This window comes from Chryseobacterium pennipullorum (assembly GCF_003384725.1).
Taxonomy (GTDB): domain Bacteria; phylum Bacteroidota; class Bacteroidia; order Flavobacteriales; family Weeksellaceae; genus Chryseobacterium; species Chryseobacterium pennipullorum.
Genome location: NZ_QNVV01000001.1, coordinates 480,878 through 507,232, shown reverse-complemented (window position 1 = coordinate 507,232; position 26,355 = coordinate 480,878). Strand labels below are relative to the sequence as shown.

General features: G+C 37.2%; 22 protein-coding genes and 1 tRNA gene. 13 read left to right on the top strand and 10 right to left on the bottom strand.

Annotated elements, in window-relative coordinates:
• Position 1 precedes the first annotated feature (1 nt).
• From DRF67_RS02330 to DRF67_RS02300, 7 genes are all read left to right on the top strand, one after another.
• Positions 2-454, top strand: a complete 453-nt coding sequence (locus DRF67_RS02330; protein ID WP_115926213.1) for a sterol desaturase family protein — start codon at positions 2-4, stop codon at positions 452-454.
• Positions 451-1,140 carry a lycopene cyclase domain-containing protein gene (locus DRF67_RS02325; protein WP_115926211.1) on the top strand — a complete coding sequence of 230 codons (690 nt, stop codon included), beginning with the start codon at positions 451-453 and terminating at the stop codon, positions 1,138-1,140. The genes DRF67_RS02330 and DRF67_RS02325 overlap by 4 nt, the downstream gene beginning before the upstream one ends.
• 216 nt (positions 1,141-1,356) lie before the next feature.
• Complete coding sequence (gene egtD / locus DRF67_RS02320; protein WP_115926209.1) at positions 1,357-2,337, top strand: L-histidine N(alpha)-methyltransferase; 981 nt, start codon at positions 1,357-1,359, stop codon at positions 2,335-2,337.
• Between the two features lie 17 nt (positions 2,338-2,354).
• Positions 2,355-3,545: an ergothioneine biosynthesis protein EgtB gene (egtB, locus tag DRF67_RS02315; protein ID WP_115926312.1), complete on the top strand. Its 1,191-nt coding sequence runs from the start codon at positions 2,355-2,357 to the stop codon at positions 3,543-3,545.
• A 9-nt stretch (positions 3,546-3,554) separates the two neighbouring features.
• The gene (locus DRF67_RS02310) at positions 3,555-4,475 is read left to right on the top strand and encodes an ABC transporter ATP-binding protein (protein ID WP_115926207.1); all 921 of its coding nucleotides are present in this window, start codon (positions 3,555-3,557) and stop codon (positions 4,473-4,475) included.
• Complete coding sequence (locus tag DRF67_RS02305) at positions 4,472-6,037, top strand: ABC transporter permease/substrate-binding protein (protein ID WP_115926205.1); 1,566 nt, start codon at positions 4,472-4,474, stop codon at positions 6,035-6,037. The genes DRF67_RS02310 and DRF67_RS02305 overlap by 4 nt, the downstream gene beginning before the upstream one ends.
• A gap of 11 nt (positions 6,038-6,048) precedes the next feature.
• Positions 6,049-7,209, top strand: coding sequence for a MalY/PatB family protein (locus DRF67_RS02300; RefSeq protein WP_115926204.1), 1,161 nt, complete (start codon positions 6,049-6,051; stop codon positions 7,207-7,209).
• Positions 7,210-7,418: 209 nt separating this feature from the next.
• Here DRF67_RS02300 and DRF67_RS02295 read toward each other — a convergent pair whose 3' ends face one another.
• The 5 genes from DRF67_RS02295 to gndA form a co-directional block, all read right to left on the bottom strand.
• A complete protein-coding gene (locus DRF67_RS02295) occupies positions 7,419-10,163 on the bottom strand; it encodes an RCC1 domain-containing protein (RefSeq protein ID WP_115926203.1) in 2,745 nt (914 codons plus the stop codon).
• Positions 10,164-10,774: 611 nt separating this feature from the next.
• Positions 10,775-12,511 carry a hypothetical protein gene (locus DRF67_RS02290; RefSeq protein WP_123912696.1) on the bottom strand — a complete coding sequence of 579 codons (1,737 nt, stop codon included), beginning with the start codon at positions 12,509-12,511 and terminating at the stop codon, positions 10,775-10,777.
• Positions 12,512-12,887: 376 nt separating this feature from the next.
• Positions 12,888-13,598, bottom strand: coding sequence for a 6-phosphogluconolactonase (gene pgl, locus DRF67_RS02285; RefSeq protein ID WP_115926201.1), 711 nt, complete (start codon positions 13,596-13,598; stop codon positions 12,888-12,890).
• 21 nt (positions 13,599-13,619) lie between these two features.
• Entirely contained in the window at positions 13,620-15,101 is a 1,482-nt protein-coding gene (gene zwf / locus DRF67_RS02280; RefSeq protein WP_115926200.1) for a glucose-6-phosphate dehydrogenase, read from the bottom strand.
• Between the two features lie 9 nt (positions 15,102-15,110).
• Positions 15,111-16,529 carry an NADP-dependent phosphogluconate dehydrogenase gene (gene gndA / locus DRF67_RS02275; protein WP_115926199.1) on the bottom strand — a complete coding sequence of 473 codons (1,419 nt, stop codon included), beginning with the start codon at positions 16,527-16,529 and terminating at the stop codon, positions 15,111-15,113.
• 236 nt (positions 16,530-16,765) lie between these two features.
• Between gndA and DRF67_RS02270 the strand changes: the two genes are divergently transcribed.
• A complete protein-coding gene (locus DRF67_RS02270; RefSeq protein WP_115926198.1) occupies positions 16,766-17,254 on the top strand; it encodes an NUDIX hydrolase in 489 nt (162 codons plus the stop codon).
• Between the two features lie 306 nt (positions 17,255-17,560).
• Here DRF67_RS02270 and DRF67_RS21905 read toward each other — a convergent pair whose 3' ends face one another.
• Both DRF67_RS21905 and DRF67_RS02265 read right to left on the bottom strand, forming a co-directional pair.
• Positions 17,561-17,692 (bottom strand): hypothetical protein, encoded by a 132-nt coding sequence (locus DRF67_RS21905; protein ID WP_262511395.1) that lies wholly within the window; start codon positions 17,690-17,692, stop codon positions 17,561-17,563.
• Between the two features lie 214 nt (positions 17,693-17,906).
• Positions 17,907-18,179: a helix-turn-helix transcriptional regulator gene (locus DRF67_RS02265; RefSeq protein WP_115926197.1), complete on the bottom strand. Its 273-nt coding sequence runs from the start codon at positions 18,177-18,179 to the stop codon at positions 17,907-17,909.
• 241 nt (positions 18,180-18,420) lie between these two features.
• On the opposite strand from DRF67_RS02265, the gene DRF67_RS21430 reads away from it, so the two are divergent.
• The 5 genes from DRF67_RS21430 (at position 18,421) to DRF67_RS02245 (ending at position 22,345) form a co-directional block, all read left to right on the top strand.
• Positions 18,421-18,579 carry a hypothetical protein gene (locus DRF67_RS21430; protein WP_165851726.1) on the top strand — a complete coding sequence of 53 codons (159 nt, stop codon included), beginning with the start codon at positions 18,421-18,423 and terminating at the stop codon, positions 18,577-18,579.
• Positions 18,580-18,651: 72 nt separating this feature from the next.
• Positions 18,652-19,644 (top strand): grasp-with-spasm system ATP-grasp peptide maturase, encoded by a 993-nt coding sequence (gwsG, locus tag DRF67_RS02260; RefSeq protein ID WP_115926196.1) that lies wholly within the window; start codon positions 18,652-18,654, stop codon positions 19,642-19,644.
• Entirely contained in the window at positions 19,613-19,801 is a 189-nt protein-coding gene (locus DRF67_RS02255; RefSeq protein ID WP_115926195.1) for a hypothetical protein, read from the top strand. The genes gwsG and DRF67_RS02255 overlap by 32 nt, the downstream gene beginning before the upstream one ends.
• A gap of 303 nt (positions 19,802-20,104) precedes the next feature.
• Complete coding sequence (gene gwsS / locus DRF67_RS02250) at positions 20,105-21,217, top strand: grasp-with-spasm system SPASM domain peptide maturase (protein ID WP_115926194.1); 1,113 nt, start codon at positions 20,105-20,107, stop codon at positions 21,215-21,217.
• Positions 21,218-21,517: 300 nt separating this feature from the next.
• Positions 21,518-22,345 (top strand): hypothetical protein, encoded by an 828-nt coding sequence (locus tag DRF67_RS02245; RefSeq protein ID WP_115926193.1) that lies wholly within the window; start codon positions 21,518-21,520, stop codon positions 22,343-22,345.
• Between the two features lie 614 nt (positions 22,346-22,959).
• Here the strand turns inward: DRF67_RS02245 and DRF67_RS02240 are convergent.
• The 3 genes from DRF67_RS02240 to DRF67_RS02230 form a co-directional block, all read right to left on the bottom strand.
• Complete coding sequence (locus DRF67_RS02240; RefSeq protein ID WP_115926192.1) at positions 22,960-24,360, bottom strand: serine hydrolase domain-containing protein; 1,401 nt, start codon at positions 24,358-24,360, stop codon at positions 22,960-22,962.
• A gap of 101 nt (positions 24,361-24,461) precedes the next feature.
• Complete coding sequence (locus DRF67_RS02235) at positions 24,462-25,598, bottom strand: helix-turn-helix domain-containing protein (RefSeq protein WP_115926191.1); 1,137 nt, start codon at positions 25,596-25,598, stop codon at positions 24,462-24,464.
• Positions 25,599-26,278: 680 nt separating this feature from the next.
• Positions 26,279-26,352 (bottom strand) — tRNA-Arg (locus DRF67_RS02230).
• Positions 26,353-26,355: the final 3 nt, after the last annotated feature.

Below are 26,355 nucleotides of genomic sequence, written 5' to 3'. Positions count from 1 at the left end.
TATGAATTTTCTGATTGTTTTGACTGTATTTGTTTCTATGGAAGGAGCTACATGGCTGATCCACCGATATATTATGCATGGATTTCTCTGGGGGTTACACCGCGATCACCATGATCATAGCCATGATGGAAAACTGGAAAGGAATGATCTGTTCTTTTTCATCTTTGCCAGCCCGGCTATCGCTTTATTATATCTTGGCGTAAAGCAGGATTTCAGCTATTGGTTTTTTATCGGATTGGGTATAAGCCTTTACGGAATGGCCTATTTCTTTGTTCACGATATATTTATTCATCAACGGGCAAAGATTTTTACAAAAACCACAAACCCCTATTTCCTTGCGATAAGACGGGCTCACAAGCAGCATCATAAGCATTTGGGGAAAGAAAAAGGAGAATGCTTCGGTTTTTTATGGGTTCCTGTTAAATATTTTAAAATGTATTTCAATAAGAAATGATGCAATATACTTACTTACTGATCAACTTTTTCACTGTCATTATCTGCTTTTTAGCTTCTTTTGACAGGAGGATCCAGTTTCATAAACTTTTCGGAAAGTTTTTAATTTCCTCTACCATTGTGGCGGTTCCCTTTATTCTCTGGGATATATGGTTCACCGGAAGAGGAGTGTGGTGGTTTGATCTCAAATATACGTTGGGCGTTAAGATTGCCGGACTTCCTGTTGAAGAATGGCTGTTTTTTTACTGCATTCCGTTTGCCTGTGTTTTTACCTACTATTGCCTGGATAAGTTTTATAAGCTTGACTGGGCGGGTGCCTTCAATAACCTGATTGTATTTACAGCCGTTATTGTGCTCAGTGTTGTGGGGCTTCTCTATTACGAAAGATTATATACCCTGTTGACGGTCATCGTAACGATACTCACATTATGCTATCTTCATTTTGTGGCTGAAAAAGAATGGATCGGCAAAGCCAGTTTTGTGTATCTGGTTCTGATGCCCGGATTTTTCGCAGTCAACGGAATACTGACAGGATCTCTCATTCCCTCACCGGTGGTCAATTATAATCCCGATGAGTTTTTGGGAATCAGAATGACCACTATTCCTGTTGAAGATGCAGTATATGGCTACAGCCAGTTTTTACTGAATATTTTTGTTTTTAAAAAACTCACCGGAAACAAAAAGTAAAAGGTTTACCCTGGTCGTAACTTTTTAACTGTAAGATCTGGATCCGGTTTTAAAATATAACGGTTTCATGAATAGAACTGAATGGGGTGGATGAAATCATAAATAAATCCTATCTTTAAATAGAATGAATTTCTGGAATCCTGTAGGTTGATAGAAAATAGTTCCCGTGGCGGCAAGATAGTTGCAGCTACTTAAAACCAACACAAAATATAAAATATGAATATACAGTTAAAACAAAAGGTTCAACTTAGTGATGACGATACCGGAAGTTTCCGTCCGGACGTTCTGGAAGGCTTATCCGCCGAGCCTAAAAAATTACCCTCAAAATATTTTTATGATAAAACGGGTGATCGGCTTTTTCAGCAGATCATGGCAATGCCCGAGTATTATCTTACCCAATGTGAACTGGATATATTTCAAAATAAAGCAGAAGAACTTGTAAAGGCAATTTCCAATATCAATGAATCTTTTGACCTGATAGAATTGGGTGCCGGTGATGCTATGAAATCATCTTATCTGCTTCAAAACTTACTTGAAAAAGGAACAGATTTTACGTATATGCCCATCGATATTTCGGGGAATATTCTTTCTGTTTTACAGGAAAATCTCAATAAAAAGCTTCCCGGATTAGAAATTTTGCCTTTGGAAGGTGAATATTTTGAAATGCTTGATAAAGCAACCGGTCTTTCAAAAAGAAAAAAAGTCGTCCTCTTCTTAGGGGGAAACATTGGAAATATGGAAGTTGAAGAAGCGGGACAATTTTGTAATGGAATAAAAAACAGGCTAAATCCGGGAGATTTGCTTCTGGTAGGCTTTGATCTGAAGAAGAATCCAAATACTATTCTGGCAGCATATAATGATCCTGCAGGAATTACAGCCTCGTTCAATCTTAATCTTCTCACAAGAATCAACAGGGAACTGGATGCTGATTTCAAGGTGGAAAATTTTGAGCATTATCAAATGTACGATCCGGTTTCAGGAGCCTGCAGGAGCTTTCTGGTAAGTCTTTGTGACCAGGACGTCCATATCAGTAAGCAAGTGTTTCGCTTCAAAGAAAACGAACTTGTATCCGTGGAAATCTCTCAAAAGTTTTCTCAACAGGATATCCGTCAACTGGCTGTAGATTCCGGATTTCATATTCTTAGTGAAATTAAAGATTCAAAAAACTGGTTTGTAGATTCTATCTGGATGGTGTAATTTTAAAAATGAATGTTATGAAAAAAGATGCATTACTTTCAAAAGCAATTTCTCATAAAAACTGGATCAAAAAATATGCGGACATCAGGAACCATTCCGTAGAAATTTGCAGGCCTCTGGAAATTGAAGATTATGTTGTTCAGCCGGTCGTTGATGTGAGTCCCCCGAAGTGGCATCTGGGGCATACCACCTGGTTTTTTGAAACCTTTATTTTACAGCCTAATTGTCCGGACTACGAAGTTTTTGATTCGCAGTATAATTTTGTGTTCAACTCTTATTACGAAACCATCGGAGCGCGCGTGATCCGCACAGATAGAGGAAATCTCAGCCGGCCTTCTGTTTCAGATGTTTTTAAATACCGTGAATATGTAGATCAAAAGATGGATGAATTTCTCCAAAGCGGATCCCTTACAGAATCACTGGAATCACTTCTTGAATTGGGTTTAAACCACGAACAGCAGCATCAGGAATTATTATTGACAGACATTAAATATATTTTAGGTCACAATCCGTTATTTCCTGCATACAAAAAGGACCATAGTTTACAAAAGAAAAAAGCTGAAAGCCCGGAAATGATCCGTTTTTCAGAAGGAATTTATGAAATCGGTTTTGAGGGGGAAGGCTTCTGTTTCGATAATGAGCTGGGCAGGCATAAAGTGTACCTGAATGATTTTGAAATCTGTACTCAAATGGTGACGAACAGGGAATACTTAGAATTTATTGAGGCCGGAGGATATCAGGATTTCCGTCACTGGCACGCTGAAGGATGGGACTGGGTGCGGCAAAACAATGTAAAATCTCCCTTGTACTGGCATTTCGTTGATGGAAAATGGATGAATTACACCTTAAGCGGCTTACAGGAAATCGACCGTGAGGAAGCGGTTTGCCATATCAGTTTTTTCGAAGCTTCAGCTTTTGCCTCCTGGAAAGGAAAACGTCTGCCAACTGAAGCTGAATGGGAAGTGGCATCAGAACACTTTGAATGGGGGAAACGCTGGGAATGGACCAATTCTGCCTATCTTGCCTATCCGGGATATAAAAAAGAAGCAGGAGCTGTAGGAGAGTATAACGGGAAATTTATGATCAACCAGATGGTGCTGCGTGGTGCTTCTGTGGCTACCCCTCACGGGCACAGCAGAAATACCTACCGGAATTTTTTTCCGACTCAGTTACAGTGGCAGTTTACGGGAATCAGACTTGCTCAATAATTTTTGCCTATGATTACAGTTGAATCGGTTTCAAAAAGTTTTAACGGAAAAAAGGCGGTCGACAGGGTATCTTTTCAGGCAGAGGACCAGGAAATCCTGGTGCTACTGGGAACAAGCGGCTGCGGAAAAACCACAACACTGAAAATGATCAACCGGTTGATTGAAGCAGACTCCGGGAATATTTCTATCGATGGACAAAATATCCAGTCACAAAAAGCGGAAGAGGTACGGATGGGAATCGGTTTTGTGATGCAGCATTCCGGATTGTTTCCGCATTATACCATTCAGCAGAATATTGCAGTGGTTCCTGATTTGCTGAAATGGGACAAAAAGAAGACGGACACCAGAACCCGGGAATTATTGCATAAGCTTCATCTTTCCGATGATGTGCTTGCACGGTTTCCTAATGAATTAAGTGGTGGCCAGCAGCAAAGAGTAGGGATTGCCAGGGCATTGATTGCCGATGCGCCTGTTCTACTGATGGACGAACCCTTCGGAGCCCTGGACAATATCACTAAAGCCAATATTCATGCAGAATTCAAATCATTGGAAGAGCTTAAAAACAAAACGATTATTTTGGTTACTCATGATGTTCAGGAAGCCTTCGACCTAGGTCATAAAATTTGTCTGATGGATAAAGGAAACATTATTCAGACTGGAACGCCCAAGGAAATGCTGTATCAGCCAAAAAATGATTTTGTTAAAAATTTCTTTGCGGAAAACCGTCTGTTACTGGAATATAAAGTAACCAGACTGAAAGACCTACCATCTTTGGGCACTGATAACTTCTTTTATGAAAAATTTCAGTGGTCAGAGCAGACCACAGTGTGGGATGCGCTACAGCAATTAAGTGCAGATCAGCTGCTTTCTGAAGACTACGAAAATCTAAGTACAGCTTTTAATCAATACCGAAAATTCCAGACTGTATGAGTGAACAGAATTTTTGGCAGTTTGTTTCAGAGCAGCACGAAAAACTGCTCACTCAGGTTGTACAGCATCTTGGGCTTACTTTTTTATCACTGTTTCTGGCGATCATAGTTGGGCTGCCGTTAGGGATTTTAATTGCCCGAAAAAGAAAATTATCAGGCTCTGTCCTGGGAATAGCTGGAATATTACAGACCATCCCGAGTATTGCTCTGCTGGGGTTTATGATTCCCGCTTTCGGAATCGGAGCCACTCCGGCAATCGTAGCATTGCTCATCTATGCCCTTTTACCCATCATCAGAAATACCTATACCGGAATCACAGAAGTAGATCCCACGGTCATTGAAGCAGCCAAAGCAATGGGAATGAACAGATGGCAACTGCTGTTCAAAGTTCAGATTCCCTTAGCAATGCCTGTCATCATCGCAGGAATACGAACGGCAGCGGTGATCAATGTAGGGGTGGCAACTTTAGCATCATTCGTTGCCGCAGGAGGTTTGGGTGAATTTATTTTTGGTGGAATTTCGCTTAATAATACAAATATGATCCTTGCCGGAGCAATTCCGGCAGCATTACTGGCCGTTTTTTTAGATCAGACCATTGCCATTTTACAGAAATCAAGCTATAAGATGATCAAGAAATTAAAATACATCGTTCCTGTTGTATTAATCATCATGGGAGCCGTTTATCTTTTGAATTCCGTTTCGGAAAATAAACTTAAAGCAGGTTTTACCCCAGAATTTATGGGGCGGCAGGATGGTGATCTCGGTCTTCGTTCGGTGTACGGGCTGGATGTACATCCGCTGGTGGTCAGCGATGCCATTATGTACAAAGCTGCTTATGAAAAAGAGCTGGATCTGATTAGCGGATATTCTACCGATGGCAGGATCAAGGCTTTTGATCTGTATGTCCTGGATGATGATAAGAAGATTTTTCCACCGTATTTTGCAGCACCGGTCATTAAAACAAAAACCCTGGAAAAATTTCCGGAATTAGAAAAAACATTGAATCTTTTAGCAGGTAAATTTAATGATTCAATCATGACCGATCTAAATTATAAAGCCGATTATCTTAAACAAACGCCCGAGAAAATTGCCAGGGATTTTCTGGTACAAACCAATTTATACAAAAAGCCACGCAAAGGAAATACCCAAACCATAAAAATCGGATCAAAAATTTTTGGTGAACAGTATATTCTTACCGAAATTTACAGAATGATCATTGAAGGCTACACTGACTATAAAGTAGAGACCAAAACCGGTTTGGGTGGAACAAAAATCTGCTTTGATGCTTTGATGAATGACGCCATTGATTTTTATCCGGAATATACCGGGACAGGGCTTTTGGTTTTGCTGAAGCCTTCGCAGAAAACAATTGAAGACGTTTCTAAAAGCCCGGAAAAAACTTTTGATTATGTCAACCTGGAATTCCGGAAACAATACGGAATAGAATGGCTGAAGCCACTGGGATTTAATAATGCTTATGCCTTGATGATGCGGAGAAAACAGGCGCAGGAATTAAAGATTAAAAACATTTCTGACCTGAAGAATTATCTGGATTCTAAATAATGACCTGAAAAATGAAATACAATTTCGACGAAATTATAGACAGAAGAGGAACCCATTCCGTAAAGTGGGATTGGGCAAAAGAAAACATCCTACCCATGTGGGTGGCAGATATGGATTTTAAAACTGCTCCGAAGGTGCTCCATGCCATTGCTGAAAAGGTTTCACACGGAATCTTTGGATATGGAACGATACCTGAAAGTTTCAATGAATCGGTGATCACGTGGTGGGAAACCCATCATCATTTTACAATAGAAAAAGAATGGCTTTTGCCCACAACAGGAATTCTCCCATCTCTTTCTGCCATTGTCCGTACGTTTGTGAAGCCGGATGAACAGATTATTCTCCAGACTCCTGTGTACAATCATTTTTTTACTCTCTTAGAAAACTATGGCTGCCACCTTGTTTGTAATGACCTGAAGTATGAAGATGGAAATTACGCCATCGATTTTGAAGATCTGGAAATCAAGGCTTCTGATCCCAAAACTAAACTATTGCTGTTCTGCAATCCGCATAATCCCGTTGGCAAAGTCTGGACCCGGGACGACCTGGAAAAAATAGCTGAGATCTGTTCCAGAAATAATGTAATGGTCGTTTCGGATGAGATCCATTCTGATTTAATTTTCGCGGACCGCCCTCATATTCCATTTATTTCGATCGCTCAAAATTACAACCTTGATTCGGTGACCTGTGGCTCACCCTGTAAAACATTTAATTTTTCGGGATTACCGGTATCATACCTTATTTGCCGGAACAAAACAATCCTTCAGCAGGTCCGTAAAATGTTAGAGCTTCAGGAAAACAGCTATCCTAATCCCATTGCAATGGAAGCTTTGATAGCAGCATATACAGAAGGTCAGGAATGGATGGGTGAGCTGAAAGGCTATCTGTACCGGAATTTTATCTATCTGAGGGATTTTTGCAGCGAACATCTGCCGAAAATTAAAGTGATTCCCCTGGAAGCAACGTATTTGGTTTGGCTCGACTGTACGGCATTGGGCAAATCTTCAGATGAATTATCAAAAATTCTTTTGATGGAGGGTAAAGTCTGGCTCAATTCCGGAACCATGTATGGTGCAAGTGGTGAAGGTTTCCTGAGAATCAATATCGGATGTCCGCGGGAGCTTTTGACGGATGGTCTGGAACGTTTAAAAAAGAGCTTTGAAGAAATATAGTGTGGGAAACGAAAAGCACTATCTTCCAAAGGGATGGGCTGTGGTCCATCCGTATTCAATAGAAATCACTCATTGACTTTTGAGCTGGAAATAAAAAAAGCACCAATTTATCTAAATTGGTGCCAGGGATATTTTGAATATCAAGAGTATAAGGATTTTATTTGCCAATGGCAGCCACTCAACCCAATGAATGTCTGCCATGGTAATATTTACCTTTTGATGACTTTTACCGTTTTTACAACGTTATTAGCCGAGTGTACTGTAACCTGATAAATACCTGGTAAAAAGGAAGAGAAGTCAAGGGTTCCTTTCGTATCATTGATTCTTTTGGTCAATACCTGTTTTCCGGCAGTATTGTAAACTGTTACCGAAAGGATTTTTTGATCAAACGAGATAGTCAGGATATCATATACCGGATTCGGGTAGACTATCAGCTGACCTGCCTTTGAAACTTCCTCCGCAGCAAGGCTATTGGCAAAACGGGTAACAGTTACACTGCCTGCAGGACAGACAACAGGTGTAAAAATTGTCCTTTGAATCTCTGTGCCGTCTCCTATCTGTCCCATGCTGTTATAGCCGGAAATGGCTAAATGGCCATCAGCATTGATCGCGATGGTGTTTTGGGCTCCTCCTGAAAGGCTCTGCCAGTCTGTAGCTGTTCCGATACGCATTGGTGTAGATCTATCCTTCTCTGTTCCATCTCCTAATTGTCCCAGGGCGTTGTATCCCCATGTCCAAAGTGATCCATCTGTTTTGATAGCGATAGTGGAACCAACAGAACCGCTGCTGAAATTCCGCCAGTTGGATGCGGTTCCTACTTGTATAGGTAAAGTTTTATTAACGGTTGTACCGTCACCCAACTGTCCCCATCTGTTATCTCCCCATGCCCAAAGTGTCCCATCTGTTTTGAGTCCCATCGAATGGATTCTTCCGCCTTGAATACTTTGCCAGTCCGTCGCTGTTCCTATTTGAACAGGGGAAGTAATTATGGTTAAAGTTCCATTACCTAGCTGACCGGATGCATTATCTCCCCATGCCCAAAGCGTTCCGTCTGCTTTGATGGCGAGCGTATGGTTTCCCTTGGATGCTACACTTACCCAGTCTGTAGCGGTTCCTATTTGCACAGGAAATGTTTTGGTAACAGTTGTACCGTCTCCTAATTGTCCCTTGTTATTTTTGCCCCATGCCCAAAGTGTTCCATCAGATTTTATAGCTGCCATATGGCTGTCTCCGGTCGCAATATGTAACCAGTTTGTCGCTGTTCCTACCTGTATGGGAGTATTTTTGCTGGTAGTGGTTCCATCCCCTAATTGCCCGGAATAATTCCATCCCCACACCCATAGCGTTCCATCTGTTTTTATGGCTGCCGAATAGGAAAGCCCGGCTTCTATTTTCACCCAGTTATTAGCAGTTCCTACCTGTATGGGTGTATTTCTGTTGGTCGTAGTTCCGTCCCCCAGCGCTCCGTCAGAGTTATCTCCCCAGGCCCATAAGGTTCCGTCTTTTTTCAATCCTATTGAATGATAAAGACCGGCACTGGCACTCTGCCAACAACCTGCCTCAGCTGCAGGAAGTGTTGTAAAGGAACCTCCCTGCAGCCAGACGGCCTGGCTGAATCCACAATCAGACGCCACCCACCAATAATACGTAGTATTGGGTAGCAGATTGGTCAGATTGACAGTGGTGGAAGAAGTAGTTCCATTATTTCCGCCCATCGTGGGACTCGTGCTATACAGATACAAATATCCCTTACTTGGAGCCTGAGTAGCCGCGGTCCAATTAATGACAGCCGCTGCAGAAGTAATGTTGGTTGTAGAAAATTGTGTCGGAGAGATACACACTTCAGGACAGGCAATCGCAACAAAAGTATTTTTTTCAGTAGTCGTGCCATCACCTACCTGCCCGAAGTTGTTTTTGCCACAAGCCTTTAAGGAGCCGTCAATTGTTTCCACAAGGGCATAATTTTCTCCGGCATAAATCTTCAGATGGTCTGATGAGGTGCCCACCTGAGCAGGTGAGGATCCGCCATTGGCTACATTCGTGGTGCCATTACCGAGCTGTCCGTAATAATTATACCCCCATGTCCACAGCGTACCATCTGTTTTGGTTGCATACGTAGAACCATTTTTAGCCGCTGCATTGAGCCAGTCGTTTGCGGTTCCTACTTGAATAGGAGCCTTCTTACTCACCGTAGTTCCATCACCCAATTGCCCATATTGATTACTGCCCCATGTCCATAACGTACCATCTGTTCTCAGACCTACCGAATAATTATTTGAGGCGTCTACGCTTTTCCAGTTTGTATCAGTTCCTATCGGTATAGGAACATTTTTTGAAATGGAAGTTCCGTCTCCGAGTTGTCCATTAAAATTATATCCCCATGCCCATAGCGTGCCATCCGTTTTGATTCCTAAAACATACCTGCTCCCGGTGTCAATACTTCTCCAGTTCGTATCCGTTCCTATTTGTGTTGGGATATTTCTTGAAGTGGTGGTTCCATCACCCAATTGTCCATAATTGTTACGCCCCCAGCCCCATAATGTTCCATCTGTTTTGATTCCCATTGTAAAATCGTCTCCTACACTGACGCTTTTCCAGTTGGTATCCGTTCCGATCTGTATGGGTGTATTTTTTGAAGTGGTCGTTCCGTTTGCAAATTGTCCATATTCATTTCTTCCCCATGCCCACAGTGTTCCATCTGTTTTGATGGCGAACGTCTGGTCACCGCCGGCATTAATGATTTTCCAATCTGTGTCTGCTCCAATACGGGTCGGTGTGGATCTGCTCAATGAACCTCCGTTACCCAGCTGTCCGGAAAAATTTACTCCCCATGCCCATAAGGAGCCATCTGTTTTGAGCCCTACCGAATGCTCGCGTCCTGCGGTAAGTCCCTGCCAGCATTGGGCAAAGGAGTTTAAACTGATGAACACCAATAATAAAAGAAATTTTCTCATAGTTTAGTTTTATAATATTTCCCTACTCGTATAGCTTTTCGGTTCCGCTCATTAGATGATTCTGAATCCTGTTAATTCATCTGAGTACAAAATTCTGATTCAAATAATTTTTTTTAAGCAATTTTAATTCAACTCGGATTTTAAAGGGTATCGCAATTCAGAAGCGCAGTAATTAAATACTAAGCTTTATAAGAGCTCTTCAAATCTGGACGAAATAGAAAACCTATAATTTTGCAGTACAGGTTGTTCCTAATATCTTATTTGAGGAAATAAATCCATAAACTCTTTTGGATTCTATTTAACCCGAGCTATAAAATAATTTTAAAGGATTAATGTGGCTTTAAATTGTCGTAAACAATTCGATTTTGACGTATTCGGAGAAACAAATACAGGATCATTTTGTTTTTGTCCATATTACTGAGTTTCGTGGGTTTAGTTTTTACTGACAACAGTATAATCAATGATAATAACTTTTTGTTGTTGATTGCAAAAGTATATTTTTATTATGAATCACCCAATAGTCACTTCATAGAAATGAGCATCCTGTAAAAAAAACTCCATAGACTCAAAAAGTTTCTAAACAGATAGGTTAAAATAAACTATGGAAAACCTTATATCAGTACATCGTTTCGATCCAGTACATCATCGATAATTTCCTGCACAATCTGCCTTATCATGAGCATTTTTGTAGTCTCTACAGCCACCTGATCATGACCACGTTTTACATGTCCAAAGCCATGTCCCTGATTGCGAATAACTGTACGTTCTATAGCATCATGCTTGTCCTGATAAGGGTGGTTTGTGTACTCTGCATTATAAATAAGTCCGGCTGATAAAAGATGATGGCTCACTACCGGAGATTTACCTCTCTGCAGGCGCATATCGGTAAGCCTCTGTCCAGGGATACTGCCCTGGGGCGACATGAAGGCGGGCTCAGAAAGGGCGCATCTCGTACAGGTGTATTTAAGTAACAGCTTATCGTGGGATAAAACGCCTTCAAAAGGTACGGATAGATAAATATCAGCCGGCCGGCTGTACATCTGATAGATGGCCGTCATAATAGCGGGCTCTGCACAGTTACTGGGTCCCCAGCTTTCCAGCATGCCGATCTTGTTTTTTTTGGCCTGGGCCAACAGATGATCTGCCATATCAGGCTGTATCTCATTTATTTTTTTATTGGCCCTATACTCCGGTGTCTGCAGAAAATACAAACGGGATTGCATAGAAGGTGCTTTTATGCCCAGGCGCTGCATAATGTCCACCCGCTTACTTAAGCTTTCGACTGTTTTTTCATAGGAAATATCAGCTATTTCCGAAGGATCAGGTACCCCCATGCTGATATAACTGTTGCTTTCTATCTGTAGGGCTTGTAAATGATGTTTTTCGCCATAAGGCCTAACACCCGAGGCACCAAACACAGGCCTGAAAGTTGCGCCATTCTGGTCTTTCATATGTCCTTCTTTAATGTACATGATGCAGAGACACCCTTTTCTGCTGCCGGGTAATATACCCGTTTTATCTTTGGTTTTTCCTGTGAACAAATTATGCTTCATCAACAGTTTCCGGGCATGTTGGTGCATGGCCTCATGTCTGTTGACTTTGTTGGAACGGTTGAAGGTGAGCCACTGGCTTTTTGGAAAAATTGCCGCCAGGCGTGAATCGCTGGGCAATAACATCACACCTGCTTTTATAAGAGCTATATAGCGTTCATCGATTTTCAGAAACTGTATCACTCCTTTTATCAGATCTTCTTCCTCCTTCAATATCCTGATCTTTGCTTCTTCTTTTTCTTTTTCAAGAACTTTTTTTCTTTCAATTATTTTTTGATCATGCCACTGATTGGCTTTAATGGTCATCTTCCGAATATAGCCAGCTTTTGTGCGTTTCCTGAAATGAAGCGGTTCGGGAGGGGTATATTTCAGCAAGTTAATTTCGTCTGTGTACATTTTCTCAAGTCTGGGCAGCTCAGTTTTCTTCTTCTGCTCTATATTTAGCAGGTGGGACCTGATCGTAAGATAATTGATTTTATAGGTATACATTTTTTTAGTTCTGCTCAACTCGGCCTCTAGCATTCTCTGATCTTCCGTATCAGGAATCGAAGAAGTGTAGTTTTTCATGATCAGGCCTATGTAGGCCAGGTCATCTTTCAGGTTAAAATCCACGTCTTTTTCAATCAAGTCCAGTTCGTATTCCTCGTCCTGTACCCATGTTTGCGAATCCCAGCTAAACCTTTTATCAATATCAATTTTCATGCTTTGTAAAATAGCTTGTCTCTCAGACCGTTCAGCGTTTTGCTGTACCTGTTTTATTTTCATATTATTATTTTTTGCCAGTAGGTAATGTCTCATTTCCATTGCTTTTTTTCCTGAATTGATGCTTTCATCCAAACAGACTTTGCGGTTCTGAACTTCATGAGAACAGAATCCTGGAGCATACTGATGAGTACTGCTAATTTCATCCGAAAATTGAAGATATAAGTAAGGGTAAACCCCTGTTTTCTATAAATCAGGGATTTTACTTATGAATGATTTTACTTTTTTTTCATGCATTGCGGGAGACGCAGAGTGACCGGCCCATTGTAATAATAGACCTCATAGAGGTACGATTTAAAAGTATAATGATCAGTTTATATACAAAATATCGCCACTTAAAAAAAGTGACGATATTTTATTTTTTGGTGAAGACTGTATTACTTTGTCTGATAAATTGATTGAAAAACCTATACTAAGCTCCTGCCTCTTTATCTGTGAAAATCTGAACCCCGGCTTTCTTTTCAATGAGCTGAAGCGGGTACAGTTTCGGATTGTATTCACCGTTTAAAACCTCGTTTAGAGCATGCTTTTTGGAGCTGCCGAATGTGACAATCAAAATGTTGTCGGCTTTATTAATGATAGGTTCAGTCAAAGTAATCCTGAACATTTCCTGAGGTTTCAGATAATAAGCGGCTACCCATTTTTCCTTTTCATCCAGAACGGCTTCTCCCGGAAATAAGGACGCGGTGTGACCATCATCACCCATTCCTAAAAGGATAAAATCAAAAACGCCTTCTTTACCGAGTACGTTTCTGATTTGTGCTTCATATTCTTCAGCATAAGCTTCAGGTTCAATTCCGTCTTTATACATCGGGAAAATCTGATCTTTATTCACGGGAACCTTATCTAAAAGTGTTTCCAGGGTCATTTTAAAATTGCTCTTTTCATCATCAAGCGAAACCCATCTTTCATCTACCCAGAAAACATATACTTTGTTCCAATCTATTTTATCTGCATATTCCGGAGTTGCCAATAAGCTGAAAATGGCTTTGGGAGAAGAGCCCCCGCTCAATGCTACAACAAATTTTCCATTTTTTTGTATAGATTGTTCTGATAGCTCAACAAACGTATCCGCTGCTTTTTTATATAAAGTGTCGAGCGTATTAAATAGGGTAATATTCATTTTTTATTTCTTAGTTAAGTTCTAAATCCACTCATGCCCTTGTCTTTCAACCAAGGCATTGCTGTCATCAGGGCCCCAGCTTCCTGCATCATAATTCGGGAAAGAAGAATCTTTGGTGGTTTCCCAGGTTTCCTGAATTGTTTTTACAACATCCCAGGCTTCTTCTACCTGATCAGAACGCATAAATAAGGTGAGGTCACCGGCAAGCGCTTCCAGCAAAAGGGTTTCATAAGCTTCAGGAGTATCGGTCTGACAGGCAAAATTATCGAAAATCATTTCTACCGGTTTCAATTCTAATGAAAGACCCGGTTTTTTTGACATAAACTGTAATCTTATATCCATTTGCGGCTGAATATTAATAATCAGCCGGTTAGCGGACAGAGGGGATGAGCTTTCTGAAAACGTAGAATGGGGAAGGGGTTTGAATTGAATGGTAATATAAGAGTGCTTCTCTTTCATCTTTTTTCCGGTCCGAACATAGAAAGGAACGTTTTCCCATCGTTGATTATCCAGGTAAAACTTAATGGCAGCAAATGTTTCGGTGTTAGAATCTGGGGCAATTCCTTCTTCCTGACGATAACCATTTACTTTTACTCCGTTTACTTTTCCTCTTCCATACTGGCCCCGGACAGCGTAATGATCTACTTTATCCGATGAAATTCTGCGGATTGATTTTAAAACATCCACTTTACGGTCCCTAATCTCCCCGGACTCCAGTGAAACCGGCGGTTCCATGGCCACCATACAAAGAATCTGTAAAAGGTGGTTCTGAATCATATCACGTAAGGCGCCCGTCTGTTCATAAAAGCTTGCTCTTGTCTCTACACCCACTTCTTCGGCAACGGTAATCTGAACCGAGTCTATGTGTCTGTGATTCCATAAAGGCTCAAAAATTGAATTTCCGAATCTGAAGGCTAAAATATTCTGAACGGTTTCTTTTCCTAAATAATGGTCGATACGGTAAATCTGTTCTTCCTGAAAGGTTTGTGAAAGAAGATTATTGAGTTCTACAGCAGACTCTTTGTTGTGACCAAAAGGTTTTTCTATGATAATCCGGTCTTTTGCAGGATCTGAAGCGATAGACGTATTCTTGATATGGTTTGAAATGACGGATACAAAGTTCGGTGCAATAGAAAGGTAGAATAATCTGTTGCCCCTCATCCCGTATACTTTGTCGAAATTCTCCAATTTATGATACAGGTTCTGGTAAGAATCTTCTTCGTCCAACTGATGCTGAAAGTAGCTGATATGCGCCTGGAAACCCGCCCAATCTTCCTTGGTCACCGTTTTTCTTGAAAAGCTCTCCAGGTTTTCTTTAATATAAGCTCTGAATTTTTCATCCGTATTTTCGGCTCTTCCCAACGCTAAAATATTAAAGCCTTTGGGCATTCTGCCATCGATATATAAATTGTAAAAGGCTGGGAAAAGCTTTCTTTTTGCCAAATCTCCCGTGGCACCAAAAATAACAATGGTTGTGGGATGCAGGATTGTATTGTCGCTCATTTTCCGGATTTAATTATTTAAGTTTTGCCATGAGGTGTGAAAAACTCCATCTCTGTCAGTTCTCTGGTAAGTGTGCGCCCCAAAATAATCACGCTGAGCCTGAAGCAGGTTGATCGGTAAAGATTCTGTGGTATACGCTTCAAAATACCCTAAAGCTGACTGAATTCCTAAGCTTGGAATTCCGTTTGATACCGCAAAAGCAGCTGTTTTTCTTAATGAAGAAATTTTATCTTTTACAATTTCTGAAATCTCCTGATCCAATAGAATATTGGATAAATTCTGATCCTGAGAATACGCTGCATAGAATTTTTCTAATAAAACAGAACGGATAATACATCCTCCTCGCCATATTTTGACAACATCTTTTAATGGAATTTCAAACTGATATTCTTCAGATGCTTTTACCAATAATGCCAGGCCTTGAGCGTAGCTGATCAAAGTAGCCAGATATAAGGTATCACCCACTTCTTTGATGAAGGCTTCTGTATTTTCGGGACGTGTTATTTCTCCTTTAGGATATAATTGAGAGGCCTTTACCCGCTCATCTTTATAAGCAGATAAAATTCTCGAAGTTACGGCGATATCAATCGTTGGAATAGAAACGCCTATTTCCATGGCCTGTTCGGAGGTCCATTTCCCTGTTCCTTTCGCTCCGGCTTTATCCAGAATCCTGTCAACAAGAAAACCATCCGTTAAATCATCTTTCTGTTGGAAAATGTCTCTTGTGATTTCAATAAGGAAAGAATTCATCTCACCTTCATTCCACATTTTGAAAACCTCATAAAGCTGGTCGTTGTTCAGCTGAGCTCCTTTTCTCAACAAATCGTAAGCCTCGCTGATCAGCTGCATGATGGCATACTCAATACCATTATGAACCATCTTCACGTAGTTTCCTGCAGAACTTTTCCCCATATAAGCGGTACAAGCTTCACCGTTTACTTTAGCTGCAATTAGTTCCAGCATAGGCTTTAGCAGGTTGAAAGCTTCCCGGTCGCCACCAGGCATAATGCTTGGACCTCTTCTTGCACCTTGCTCGCCTCCTGAAACACCCATTCCCATAAAATGCAGATTTTTAGAAGCTAAATCAGCAATGCGTCTTTCGGTATCCTTGAAATAAGAATTCCCCGCATCAATTACGATATCTTTCGGGCTTAGAAGCGGTGTAATGCTTTCCAGAACAGCATCTACAGGTTTTCCAGCGGGAACCATTAAAATAATTTTTCTCGGGCTCTCCAAAACGGAGACAAACTCTTCCAGAGAAGCTGTTCCCTTCACTGAAGTTCCCGGAGTCGCTCCATCATGAAGTGCGCTTACTTTTTCCTCATCCAGATCGAATCCTGCTGTAGAAAAACCGTTATCGGCAATATTGTAAAGCAGGTTTCTTCCCATTACTCCGAGACCGATGACCCCGTAATTGTACTTTTCCATTCTTATTTAAGATTTATTTTTACAGGTCAAATTTACGGAAATGCATAGCAGTAAAAAAAATATCCGGAATTTTCTTTCAATCGTTACGGTAGTTATCATCAACTGAAAAGTCAAAGAATGGAGAGAAACTTATATCATTCATTCGATTATTCAAATACATAGTAACCTTATTGTTTAATAAACAGGGTTGAAAACTCTTTTTGGATTTGCTATTTTTGTTTCCAAAAGAAAATACTATGACTCATGATGTGATGGGATTAAAGAGGGTAGCTACATTATGTATATTAAGGAATAAGGATAAATTTTTATTGCTGAAACGATTGAAGGAACCCAACAAAGATATGTACGTTCCTGTTGGAGGTAAAATTGATCCCTTTGAAAATCCAGATGATGCAGTGGTGCGTGAAGTAATGGAAGAAACAGGTATTCATATTACTTCTAAAAAGTTTTGTGGAATTTTAACGGAAACTTCCCCTGTTAAATACAATTGGATAAGTTATGTTTATATATCTGACATAGAATTTGTTGAACCACCATACTGTAACGAGGGAGAATTACAATGGATAGATGCTGAAAATCTGGCAGCTATTCCAACCCCTTTAACGGATTTGTATATCTATGACTATGTGTCTAAAGGTCAAATTTTTGCTTTTAATGCTGTTTATGATTCAGAATTAAATCTGATCTCTTTGCAGGAACAGTATAATAACACGGTTATCAGATAGGTTTTACATTCCTCTGCTACGCAAAATCATGAGACTTCGGGACCGAGGTTTATGAATAGTTCTATTTTAAGTGGATGGAGTGATGCAGCAATATATATATCCATCCACTTCAAAATCAACTTTGTTGATTCTATCTTTGCTCTCTTCAATTCAACAGAATAGGGCGGATAACAGTTCTGAAGAAGGGAAGGCGCAAAACTGTAGAGTAGAGCTGGTGAAAAAATAATGTAACCCTATAAGAATATAGAATTATATCCTTTTGCTTAAAAAATCCCAACAAAAGCTGGGATTTGGTACAAGATATAGTTATTTACCTTGCTGTTTCTTAGGTGGTTTTAAAGAAGGAGTATTTCCTGGTGTCTCTTTATTATCACGCTGGCGCTTATCTGGTTTGCCCGTTGAGATTGCTATTCTTTTTGGTCCTGGTTTTAGTGCCATAATATGAATGTTTTATTGTTAACTAAGTCAAATTTACACATGATATTTTATATTATTTTACGGCTTTCCGTAAATGCCAAAAATAAAAGACTTCCTAAGATTTTCAAATAATATTTTTACAGGGTTTCCTAAAGATTTCGAACAATTCGTCAAAAAAATCCTAACTCTCGTCAGGATGATTTATTTATAAGTTAAAAAAATCAACGCAAAAATTCTAAATATTCTTCTTCGAGCTTAATGCTTTGAGTTCCAGTTTTAAGATTTCTATTTTTTTTTGTAATACAAGATATTGATTGGTATATTCTTCAAAAATTTCGTCTACAGCAACATCCAGCAGTCTCGCGATATCGTTCCATTCCTGATCTGAAATTTTAATTTTTCCTGTTTCTCTTTTTTGATACTGAGTCTGGCTTATTTTAAGGTAAGTTGCAATATCTGCCTGCGTAATTTTTCTTGCTTTCCGTACAGCAATTAACTTCTTGTTCATGATTTGTGAAAAATTTTGATGAAACGAAAGTATACAATATTTTTTTAACACAGAATTAAAGGCTATAAAAAGCTATAATTTTTGCTTTCTTGTGTGAATTATGTTTGATACATTTGAAAAATATGACACTAAAAAGTGTCTTCTTGTATAAGTACAGTACAGGAATATAAACGCTGATCAGCATAAAACCCATGTCAGGGTTTGTATGACAAAATTATTATTAAATTTTAAAAATTATTTTATGAAAAAAAAGTTAGAAAGCTTAAAGCTTAAAAAATTTAAAATGCAAACTGTAAAAGGAGGATTAATAAAAGATGATCCATACACTGAAGATTCTTATAGAGCTGAAAATAGCTATAACGGAACTTATTATGTTAATGACAATGTTAAATATGATTAGAATCCAAGGTAAAAACTAAAATAGGCTATTTGTATTTTTATATACAAATAGCCTAATTTTAAGATTGACATAATGATAATTATTTTTAGTAAAAATTACGGTGAGAATACAACAGATCATGTTTTAAATTGGTTGTACCATCATAAAAAAGACAATGAAGTAATCATTAGAATAAATGGTGATGATTTGCTAAATAAAGACTTTTATATTGACATTTCCAATTCCGAATTTAATTTTAATAATCAAAAAATAGATAATCAAATTGTAAATACGATTTGGTTTAGACGCACCTTTGATGAAGATTTTTTAAATATTGAACCTAAAATTTTTAATGAATTTCATAATAACAAAACCCTGGAAAATCATTTATTCTCCGAATTAAGAACTATATATGGGTTTTTAGAATCGTTTTTAAACAATTCAGTCTGGATCAATAAATACAGTCAAAGTTTAAATAAACTGAAAACGCTTAAACTTGCTGAAAAACATGGTCTCAATATTCCAGAAACTTATATATCTAATAGAATAGAGATTATTAACAAATTAGCAATAGATAAAAATCTAATTACAAAGCCCATAAGCGATGCTGTAACGCTTTTTGATACTGATTCTCATTATATGATGTATACAAGTGAGGTAAGTGAAATTAAAAATGAAGGCCATATTTTTCCTACCAAAGTTCAAAGTAAAATAGATAAAAAATTTGAACTCAGAATATTATATATGGATGATGTTTTTTATTCTATGGCGATATTTTCTCAAAATGATAAGAAAACCAAGGTGGATTTTAGAAATTATAATTATAAGAAAAGTAACAGAAGTGTGCCCTATCAACTACCGATAAAGATAGAATCAAGTTTAAAAGAATTGGTTAAAGAATTAGATCTGAAAACCTGCTCCATAGATATGATCGTTTCAAAAGATGAAGAGTACTATTTTCTTGAAATAAATCCTGTAGGACAGTTTGGAATGGTTTCCAAGCCATGTAATTATCATTTAGAAGAACAAATGTCATTATATATATTAAAAAATCATGAAAAAAATAACAACGAAATTAAAAAATAAAAAACTGCCACTTTGTTATTGGAATATACAAAAAGAATTATCAGATAAAAAATTGGGTGATATTCCGGCAATGATGTTTTCTAACTCAGATTTTTACCAGACAAGAGGTTATACTGTTGAAGGGTCTAGAATAGTTATCTCTAAAATGATCAGTTAATGGTGAAACATCATATGATTTGTTTTATTTCTGACCTCTTGTTTAAAAACGAGTAATTCAACATTAATTTTAAAAAAGAAATATTGAAATCTGTTTCAAAACCAAAATCCTATCCCTAAGATAACATCGCTATCTACTAATAGATAGACAAATAATGAATGAAAATATAAAACAAAAATTTGGCACACAGCTGTAATGTAAGCTGATACAAAAAAATTACAGTCATACCCAATAGAGACATGAAAAACTTAGACTCTAAGATCCTGATATAATTTGCCAAATAAAATATGTTAATACAATAAGATGACTTATTTCAATCGATTTGCTTGTTGCCTGGTGAATTATGGGCATACAAGAAGTATAATTTGCGATACCCAAAGAAATAATTATTACCTGATTCCAAATGCTCTTTATACTTTACTTATTGAAGAGTTTCCCAATTTTTCCATTGAAGAAATTTATGACAGCTATGGAAAAGAAAATGAAAAATACTTAAAAGATTATTTAAATTTTTTATTAGTCAATGAAATAGGGTTTATCGATAGCAAAATCATAGAAGAACTCATTCCTCTAAATTTGAATTATAAGGTTGCTGAACCCATTTCCAGTATAATAATTGATGTAAGTAAAGACTCTTTTTTTCTTGAAGATTCGGTTCATATTGCACAATTTATTGATACCCATAGAATACAACAATTACAAATCAGATGTTATGATGCCATTGATTTAAATATGTTTTTTACATTTTTGAATAATCTATCCAGAACTACTCTAAAAGGTATTGAAATCATCCTGCCTTATAAAATAAAATTAGGAACCAGATTACTGAATAAAAAGATGATTAAGTCAAATGATAAAATTAACAGATTGATCTATTTTGGATGTGATAAATATAAACAGGAGAAATATATGAATAGAACCATAACTTATGTTGAAGATAAAATTATAAGTCAAAAAAGTTGTGGATTGATTTCTTCAAAATACTTTAATTCTAATCTCGAAACATATACTTTATCCAACAACCACAACTCCTGTCTCTACAAAAAAATTTCAATAGATTCTGAAGGTAATATTAGAAACTGCCCATCTATGCCTCAAAGTTTTGGGAATATTAAAGATATTACCTTAGATGAAGCAGTATCCCATCCTGACTTCAAAAAATACTGGAACCTAACCAAAGACAGCATAGAGGTTTGCAAAGATTGTGAATTTCGATATGTCTGTACAGATTGTAGAGCTTACACAGAAAGAACTCATACTAACTCTGAAGGTTTAGATACTTCAAAACCCTTAAAATGTGGATATAATCCATACACCGGTGAATGGGAGGAGTGGAGTACCCATCCACTTAAAGAAAAAGCAATCCATTACTACGGAATGCAGGATTTGGTTAAGGAAAAACAATACAATCATTGAGAAAATTTCCTATTTTATAACAATCCGACGCGAAAAACAGCGGTTCTATTTGCTTAAAAAATGAGTAAACAGTTCGGGAAAAGAAACTCTCTTCAACAAATCCGCAATCTTTCTGAGACTACCAGAAAGGGATGTTTTCTTTAAGGTCTCGCTGCTGCGGCAGATTGGTAAATCAGAGCTGTCATTTACGTATTTAAGACACCAAAAGGTGACAAAGCTCATGTTTTCTCATTGGCTGATTGATTAAAAGTCAAGTTTTAAATTTATATTTTTGCCGAAAATTAACTAAATTTAACAATAATGAATATCAAATTACTGACGCTAACTGTTTTTGTTTCAACTTTTACCTTTGCACAATCTTGGAATTTATCTGGAAATGCAGGGACCGACGCAACTACAAACTATTTAGGAACTTCTGATGCTAAAGATTTTGTTCTAAAAACAAATAATGTAGAAAGAATCCGTTTGAATTCATCTGGGAACATTGGCATTGCAGGAGCTCCAAGAGATGGTGTTGCGTTGAAAGTATCTGGTATAACCCATGTTACCTCAAACTCACCCACTGGTAGCACATTGTATGTGGGAAATGAAGCTCCCAATAATGCAAGCGGAAACTCTCTTGTCTTTCTGAGATTTACCCAATATCAACCTAACAACCCAGGAATATTAGATGTGGCGGGATGGCCAACGTCTTCCGGTTATGGCTGGATTATGTCATTAAAGGCTAATGGGAAATTATTTTTAGGAACCAATCCTGATATTGTTTGTGGCGATTGTGGTGATTTTAGAATGTTTGTGAAGGATGGAATTAGAACTGAAAAGGTAAAAGTTGATGTAGCGAGCGCTAATGGCTGGGCAGACTATGTTTTTGATAAAAATTATAATTTAAAAACCTTAGAAGAAGTAGAAACTCATATTAAAGAAAAAGGTCATTTACCTAACATCCCTTCAACAGCTGAAGTACTAAAAGATGGAATCAATCTTGGTGAAATGAATGCCAAGCTTCTGGAAAAAATTGAAGAACTGACCCTTTATTCAATTGAACAAAACAAGCGGTTAAAACTCCAGTCCGATGAAATTGAATCGCTTAAAAAGCAGTTTCAATCGGTACTTTCAATAAAGAAATAATACCATTAAAAAAATACTTCATCTTTATTGATTAGATTTCTTGGTTTTTTTTTGTCAGACTGAAGTTTGCGTTATGTTTGATGAGGTCGGAAATCAAAGAGATAGGGGGAGTACCAGTGCCACAGGAACCAGGAAATGGACAGGTGAAAAATATTGAGAAGTCAATCCATATCATGATACCAGTACAGTAAAGTTAATCTAAAAATGTGACGGTTTAATTGGGATTTTAAATAAAAATAGCACCAGTAGTATTGGTGCTATTTATTTGTAACCTTGACGAGTGTATCTTCAAACACTTTTACCGATGATTTAATTCGCTTGAGCCATATTAAACAAGAATTAGCTATCCAAAATCTAACATTCAACTTCTTGTAGTTGTAAAGTGTTTTACAATATAAATGTTACGTACACGAAAAATCAAAGTTGGGTTAATTTGACTTTAGTCTGCTTCTATTGTCTTATGTTCTACAAGATGAGTTTATCAAGAGTTTGATAGAATATTTAGTTCGCACATGAATTCGAGAACTTATATAGAGATATATTTTGGTTTATTAAAGTATATTGTTTCCTCCTGTTAATAAGTGATTTTTTATTAAAAACTTGTTTTGAAAATTTTACTGATCTATTTCTTTTACTATTTTGTTGATCATTTTTTCCGCATTACCTTGGGTTCCTCCCAATTCAATTGCTTTTTTGTAGCAATCTATGGCCAATTTATATTGCTTGTTGGTATAATAGGCTTCACCCAAACTATCTATAACATTAGGATTTTGTGGAAACTCTTTTACAACTAATTTAAAAATTTCGATAGACTCGTTTATTTTGCCGGCTCTTAGCAATTCATAGCCTAATGAATTTAGTTCGCTTGGGTTATCAAAACTATATTCTTTTTCAGAAGTTTTTTTCAGTTGATAATAATTTTCAATCGCTTTATTTACATCGGTTAGAGCTTCTTTTCTTAACGCTTGATAAACCGATTTTTTAGGAATTTCGTATGCTTTTCCAAGCATGATGTCACGGACTGTATGTCCTAAACTATACACTTTATTGAGGTTATTGGATGCCAGAATTACAATGATATTATTTTTAATATCATTTAATAGAATAGATTCAAATTTATACGAAATACCATTGTGACGTTGCAATTCATCTTCTTCATAAAATCGGCCAAGCGATCCGCCTTCTTCTTTTGCGTAAGGATTATTCAATAATGTTTCAAAGGATTTTCTGGAAATTAAACGATGATGATTCATCCCATCAGTCCATTTGTACATATCATTGATTTCTAACCAAAGCCAACCGCTGATAAATTCCATTTCTGGGCATCTCACATTGTCCATATCATAACAGGAAGTTCGATTTTTGTAAGCCGGTTTTGCATCAAAAACGGAATTGGTCATTTTCAAAGGTTTGATCATATTTTTAGTAACAAAATCTTGGAAACTCATTCCTGTTACCTTTTCAATAATTCTTCTTTGCAAAAACACATTGCCATTATCGTATCTGTATCCTTTTCCTGGGTCAAATAACAAGGTGTCGGTTTTTCTCAAAATCTTCCAGGCTTCTTCATCATTTTTCGGAACGATTAATCCGTTTTCTAGTCTGGGAATTCCACTGGCATAATTAATCAAATGTCTTGTCGTTACCTTTTCTGACCATTTTGGCAAGTCCAAATTGTATTTAGAAATAGGATCATCAAGTTTTAGCTTGCCACGCTCCACCAACATCATAATAGCAACCGCATTAAACTGTTTTGCAATAGAACCAAAATTTAAAATTGAATTCTTCGTTAACGCTATTTTTTTCGTTTCGTCGGTAAAACCAAACGATTTTTGATAGATGATTTTTCCTTTTTTAGCGACCAAAATATTTCCGTTGAACAAACCTCTTTGGTAAGATTTGGTCATGAGTTCATTAATTTGACGGATTTCTGTTTTTTGTTCAGCCGGCTTTTGAGCTGAAAGAAAATTGGTGAATAAAATACTTAATGATAGTAAGAAAATTATTTTTTTCATTGACATAATATTTTTAAAAACTGTCTGCAAATTTCTTATGAAAACCTTTACTATACGACCGATTAAAAATAGTCGAACTCATTTGTAAGAAAAAAGATGAATTATTTTGGGTTTTTTCGGAAATCTGTAGGAGTTGTTCCCGTGTACTTTTTGAATGAGGTATTAAACGAAGATTTAGAATTAAATCCAACTTGGTACAAAATTTCCAAAACGGTCAACTCTTTTTGAGAAGAATCCTTTAGAATTTGCATGGCTTTTTCAATCCGATACTCATTTACGAAGTCGAAAAAATGTTTGTCCATATACAAATTAATCAAAGCCGATAAATCTTTCACAGGCATTTCTACTTGCTCTGCCAAATTCTGAATCGTTAATGAAGAATCAAGATAAGGTTCATTTTTAATCATAAACTCTTTTAAAGAATCAATTTGCGTATTCTTTTCCTCATCTATTTTTGGAGAGGTTTTTTCTTCGGAAACTATTTCTTCTATCGGTTTTAAATCAGAATTCACCCCTCGGAAAAATTCGGGATTATTTAGTGCAACAAAAAGATACCAACACGTACAAAACAGAAATGCCAATCCATCAAGAGTTACGATCCATGCTCGAATCTCACCGATACCAAAAATATATGTAACCAACCATCTTACAAGGACAATAAAATGCAAAACGTAATAGAGAAATGTTATTTTGTAAAGAGCATTGAGTGCTGAAATATTTGGGTTTGTGTAATTCTCAAGATATACTTTTTTAGCCTTTCTAATTGCCAAAAATGAGGCAATAAAATAGACTTGAAACAGCACTTCGAAAAGGAAAAGGAAAAATTGCATGAGCGGCATATCGTTCATGCCGTTGATGAATTTTATTTTCGCAGGTCTATCACTAAAATAAATTCCCCACATCATAAACGCATTGAACGCTAAAAACGGAATAAGATGTGTTAGATATTGCAGTTTTAACCGAAAATTGGTATAACAAACAGATAATACATAAAGATAAAATAATGCAGAAACCACATAGTTAGTGCTCCAACGAAGCGCCTCTAGGTTGATAAAATTCACGGGAAATCCGTGTTGCAAAAACTTGATAGCGTCGAGTGCATTTGTAAAAAGAAAGAACGCTAACAGACAGTTTGAAAGTTTGTTCTTTGTTTTTACAGTTAATAAAAATAATGCAAGTACAAGTACAAGAAAAATTCCTATAAAAGCGGCTATTTCTTTAAAAGTGAAGTTGTCCATTCTTATAAAACAATTCCTGCAAACTACTTATTCTATCCCTAGATCTTCAGGATATACAAAGATATTGATTTATGATCACTAAATTATATAAGCGAACCAATATTAATGTCATATTGACTTCCAATCAAAATCTTTTACCTTTTTTTTCTTCTGAATTGGAATGTCCTCCTTATGGTAATTTAGATTTTGGTAACTATATACTTGAATGTAAAAGTTAATTGAAATAAGTTTTTATTAGAATTTATGTTACTCAAAAATTAAATTAATGTAATCATAGTCTTCCTTACAAATTCTTACAAGTCTATTTTAGCTTTTGATATGTAATAACATGAAAATCTAAAATTTATTCTGGTTTAAACTGAAATCATCAATAAAAATGGTGTCAGCTGACTTCAGCTGACGCCATTTTGGCTGCTTGTGAACTTGCTGGTGGGAATATCGAACCAATTTTTAAAAGATCTGGAATGTGTTTTAGATGCATGTGGTTGATAATTATGATATTGTAAATTGATTATTTTAGTTTGAATCCTGTTGAGTTAGTTCTTAATTTTAATTAACATGAAATAGTAGGAGTATATAATGAGCTAATGAAGGATAAAATATCAGGCTGTAAAAGTTTGATATAGAGATTTTTATGTGTTAAAAAAGAGAGACAACTATCAAATAGTTGTCTCCTTCAGTGACCTCGACAGGATTCAAACCTGTAACCTTCTGAGCCGTAATCAGATGCGCTATTCAGTTGCGCCACGAGGCCTTG

Bases quoted from the DNA above. Each gene is read 5' to 3' on its own strand.
- egtD (WP_115926209.1), top strand. From the start codon at position 1,357: ATGAATATACAGTTAAAACAAAAGGTTCAACTTAGTGATGACGATACC.
- DRF67_RS02310 (WP_115926207.1), top strand. From the start codon at position 3,555: ATGATTACAGTTGAATCGGTTTCAAAAAGTTTTAACGGAAAAAAGGCG.
- DRF67_RS02270 (WP_115926198.1), top strand. From the start codon at position 16,766: ATGACTCATGATGTGATGGGATTAAAGAGGGTAGCTACATTATGTATA.
- DRF67_RS02295 (WP_115926203.1), bottom strand. From the start codon at position 10,163: ATGAGAAAATTTCTTTTATTATTGGTGTTCATCAGTTTAAACTCCTTT.
- pgl (WP_115926201.1), bottom strand. From the start codon at position 13,598: ATGAATATTACCCTATTTAATACGCTCGACACTTTATATAAAAAAGCA.
- DRF67_RS21905 (WP_262511395.1), bottom strand. From the start codon at position 17,692: ATGGCACTAAAACCAGGACCAAAAAGAATAGCAATCTCAACGGGCAAA.
- DRF67_RS02325 (WP_115926211.1), top strand. From the start codon at position 451: ATGATGCAATATACTTACTTACTGATCAACTTTTTCACTGTCATTATC.
- DRF67_RS02305 (WP_115926205.1), top strand. From the start codon at position 4,472: ATGAGTGAACAGAATTTTTGGCAGTTTGTTTCAGAGCAGCACGAAAAA.
- DRF67_RS02255 (WP_115926195.1), top strand. From the start codon at position 19,613: ATGAAAAAAATAACAACGAAATTAAAAAATAAAAAACTGCCACTTTGT.
- DRF67_RS02330 (WP_115926213.1), top strand. From the start codon at position 2: ATGAATTTTCTGATTGTTTTGACTGTATTTGTTTCTATGGAAGGAGCT.
- DRF67_RS02245 (WP_115926193.1), top strand. From the start codon at position 21,518: ATGAATATCAAATTACTGACGCTAACTGTTTTTGTTTCAACTTTTACC.
- DRF67_RS02240 (WP_115926192.1), bottom strand. From the start codon at position 24,360: ATGAAAAAAATAATTTTCTTACTATCATTAAGTATTTTATTCACCAAT.
- zwf (WP_115926200.1), bottom strand. From the start codon at position 15,101: ATGAGCGACAATACAATCCTGCATCCCACAACCATTGTTATTTTTGGT.
- gndA (WP_115926199.1), bottom strand. From the start codon at position 16,529: ATGGAAAAGTACAATTACGGGGTCATCGGTCTCGGAGTAATGGGAAGA.
- DRF67_RS02290 (WP_123912696.1), bottom strand. From the start codon at position 12,511: ATGAGACATTACCTACTGGCAAAAAATAATAATATGAAAATAAAACAG.
- DRF67_RS02300 (WP_115926204.1), top strand. From the start codon at position 6,049: ATGAAATACAATTTCGACGAAATTATAGACAGAAGAGGAACCCATTCC.
- DRF67_RS02235 (WP_115926191.1), bottom strand. From the start codon at position 25,598: ATGGACAACTTCACTTTTAAAGAAATAGCCGCTTTTATAGGAATTTTT.
- gwsS (WP_115926194.1), top strand. From the start codon at position 20,105: ATGACTTATTTCAATCGATTTGCTTGTTGCCTGGTGAATTATGGGCAT.
- DRF67_RS02265 (WP_115926197.1), bottom strand. From the start codon at position 18,179: ATGAACAAGAAGTTAATTGCTGTACGGAAAGCAAGAAAAATTACGCAG.
- DRF67_RS21430 (WP_165851726.1), top strand. From the start codon at position 18,421: ATGAAAAAAAAGTTAGAAAGCTTAAAGCTTAAAAAATTTAAAATGCAA.
- egtB (WP_115926312.1), top strand. From the start codon at position 2,355: ATGAAAAAAGATGCATTACTTTCAAAAGCAATTTCTCATAAAAACTGG.
- gwsG (WP_115926196.1), top strand. From the start codon at position 18,652: ATGATAATTATTTTTAGTAAAAATTACGGTGAGAATACAACAGATCAT.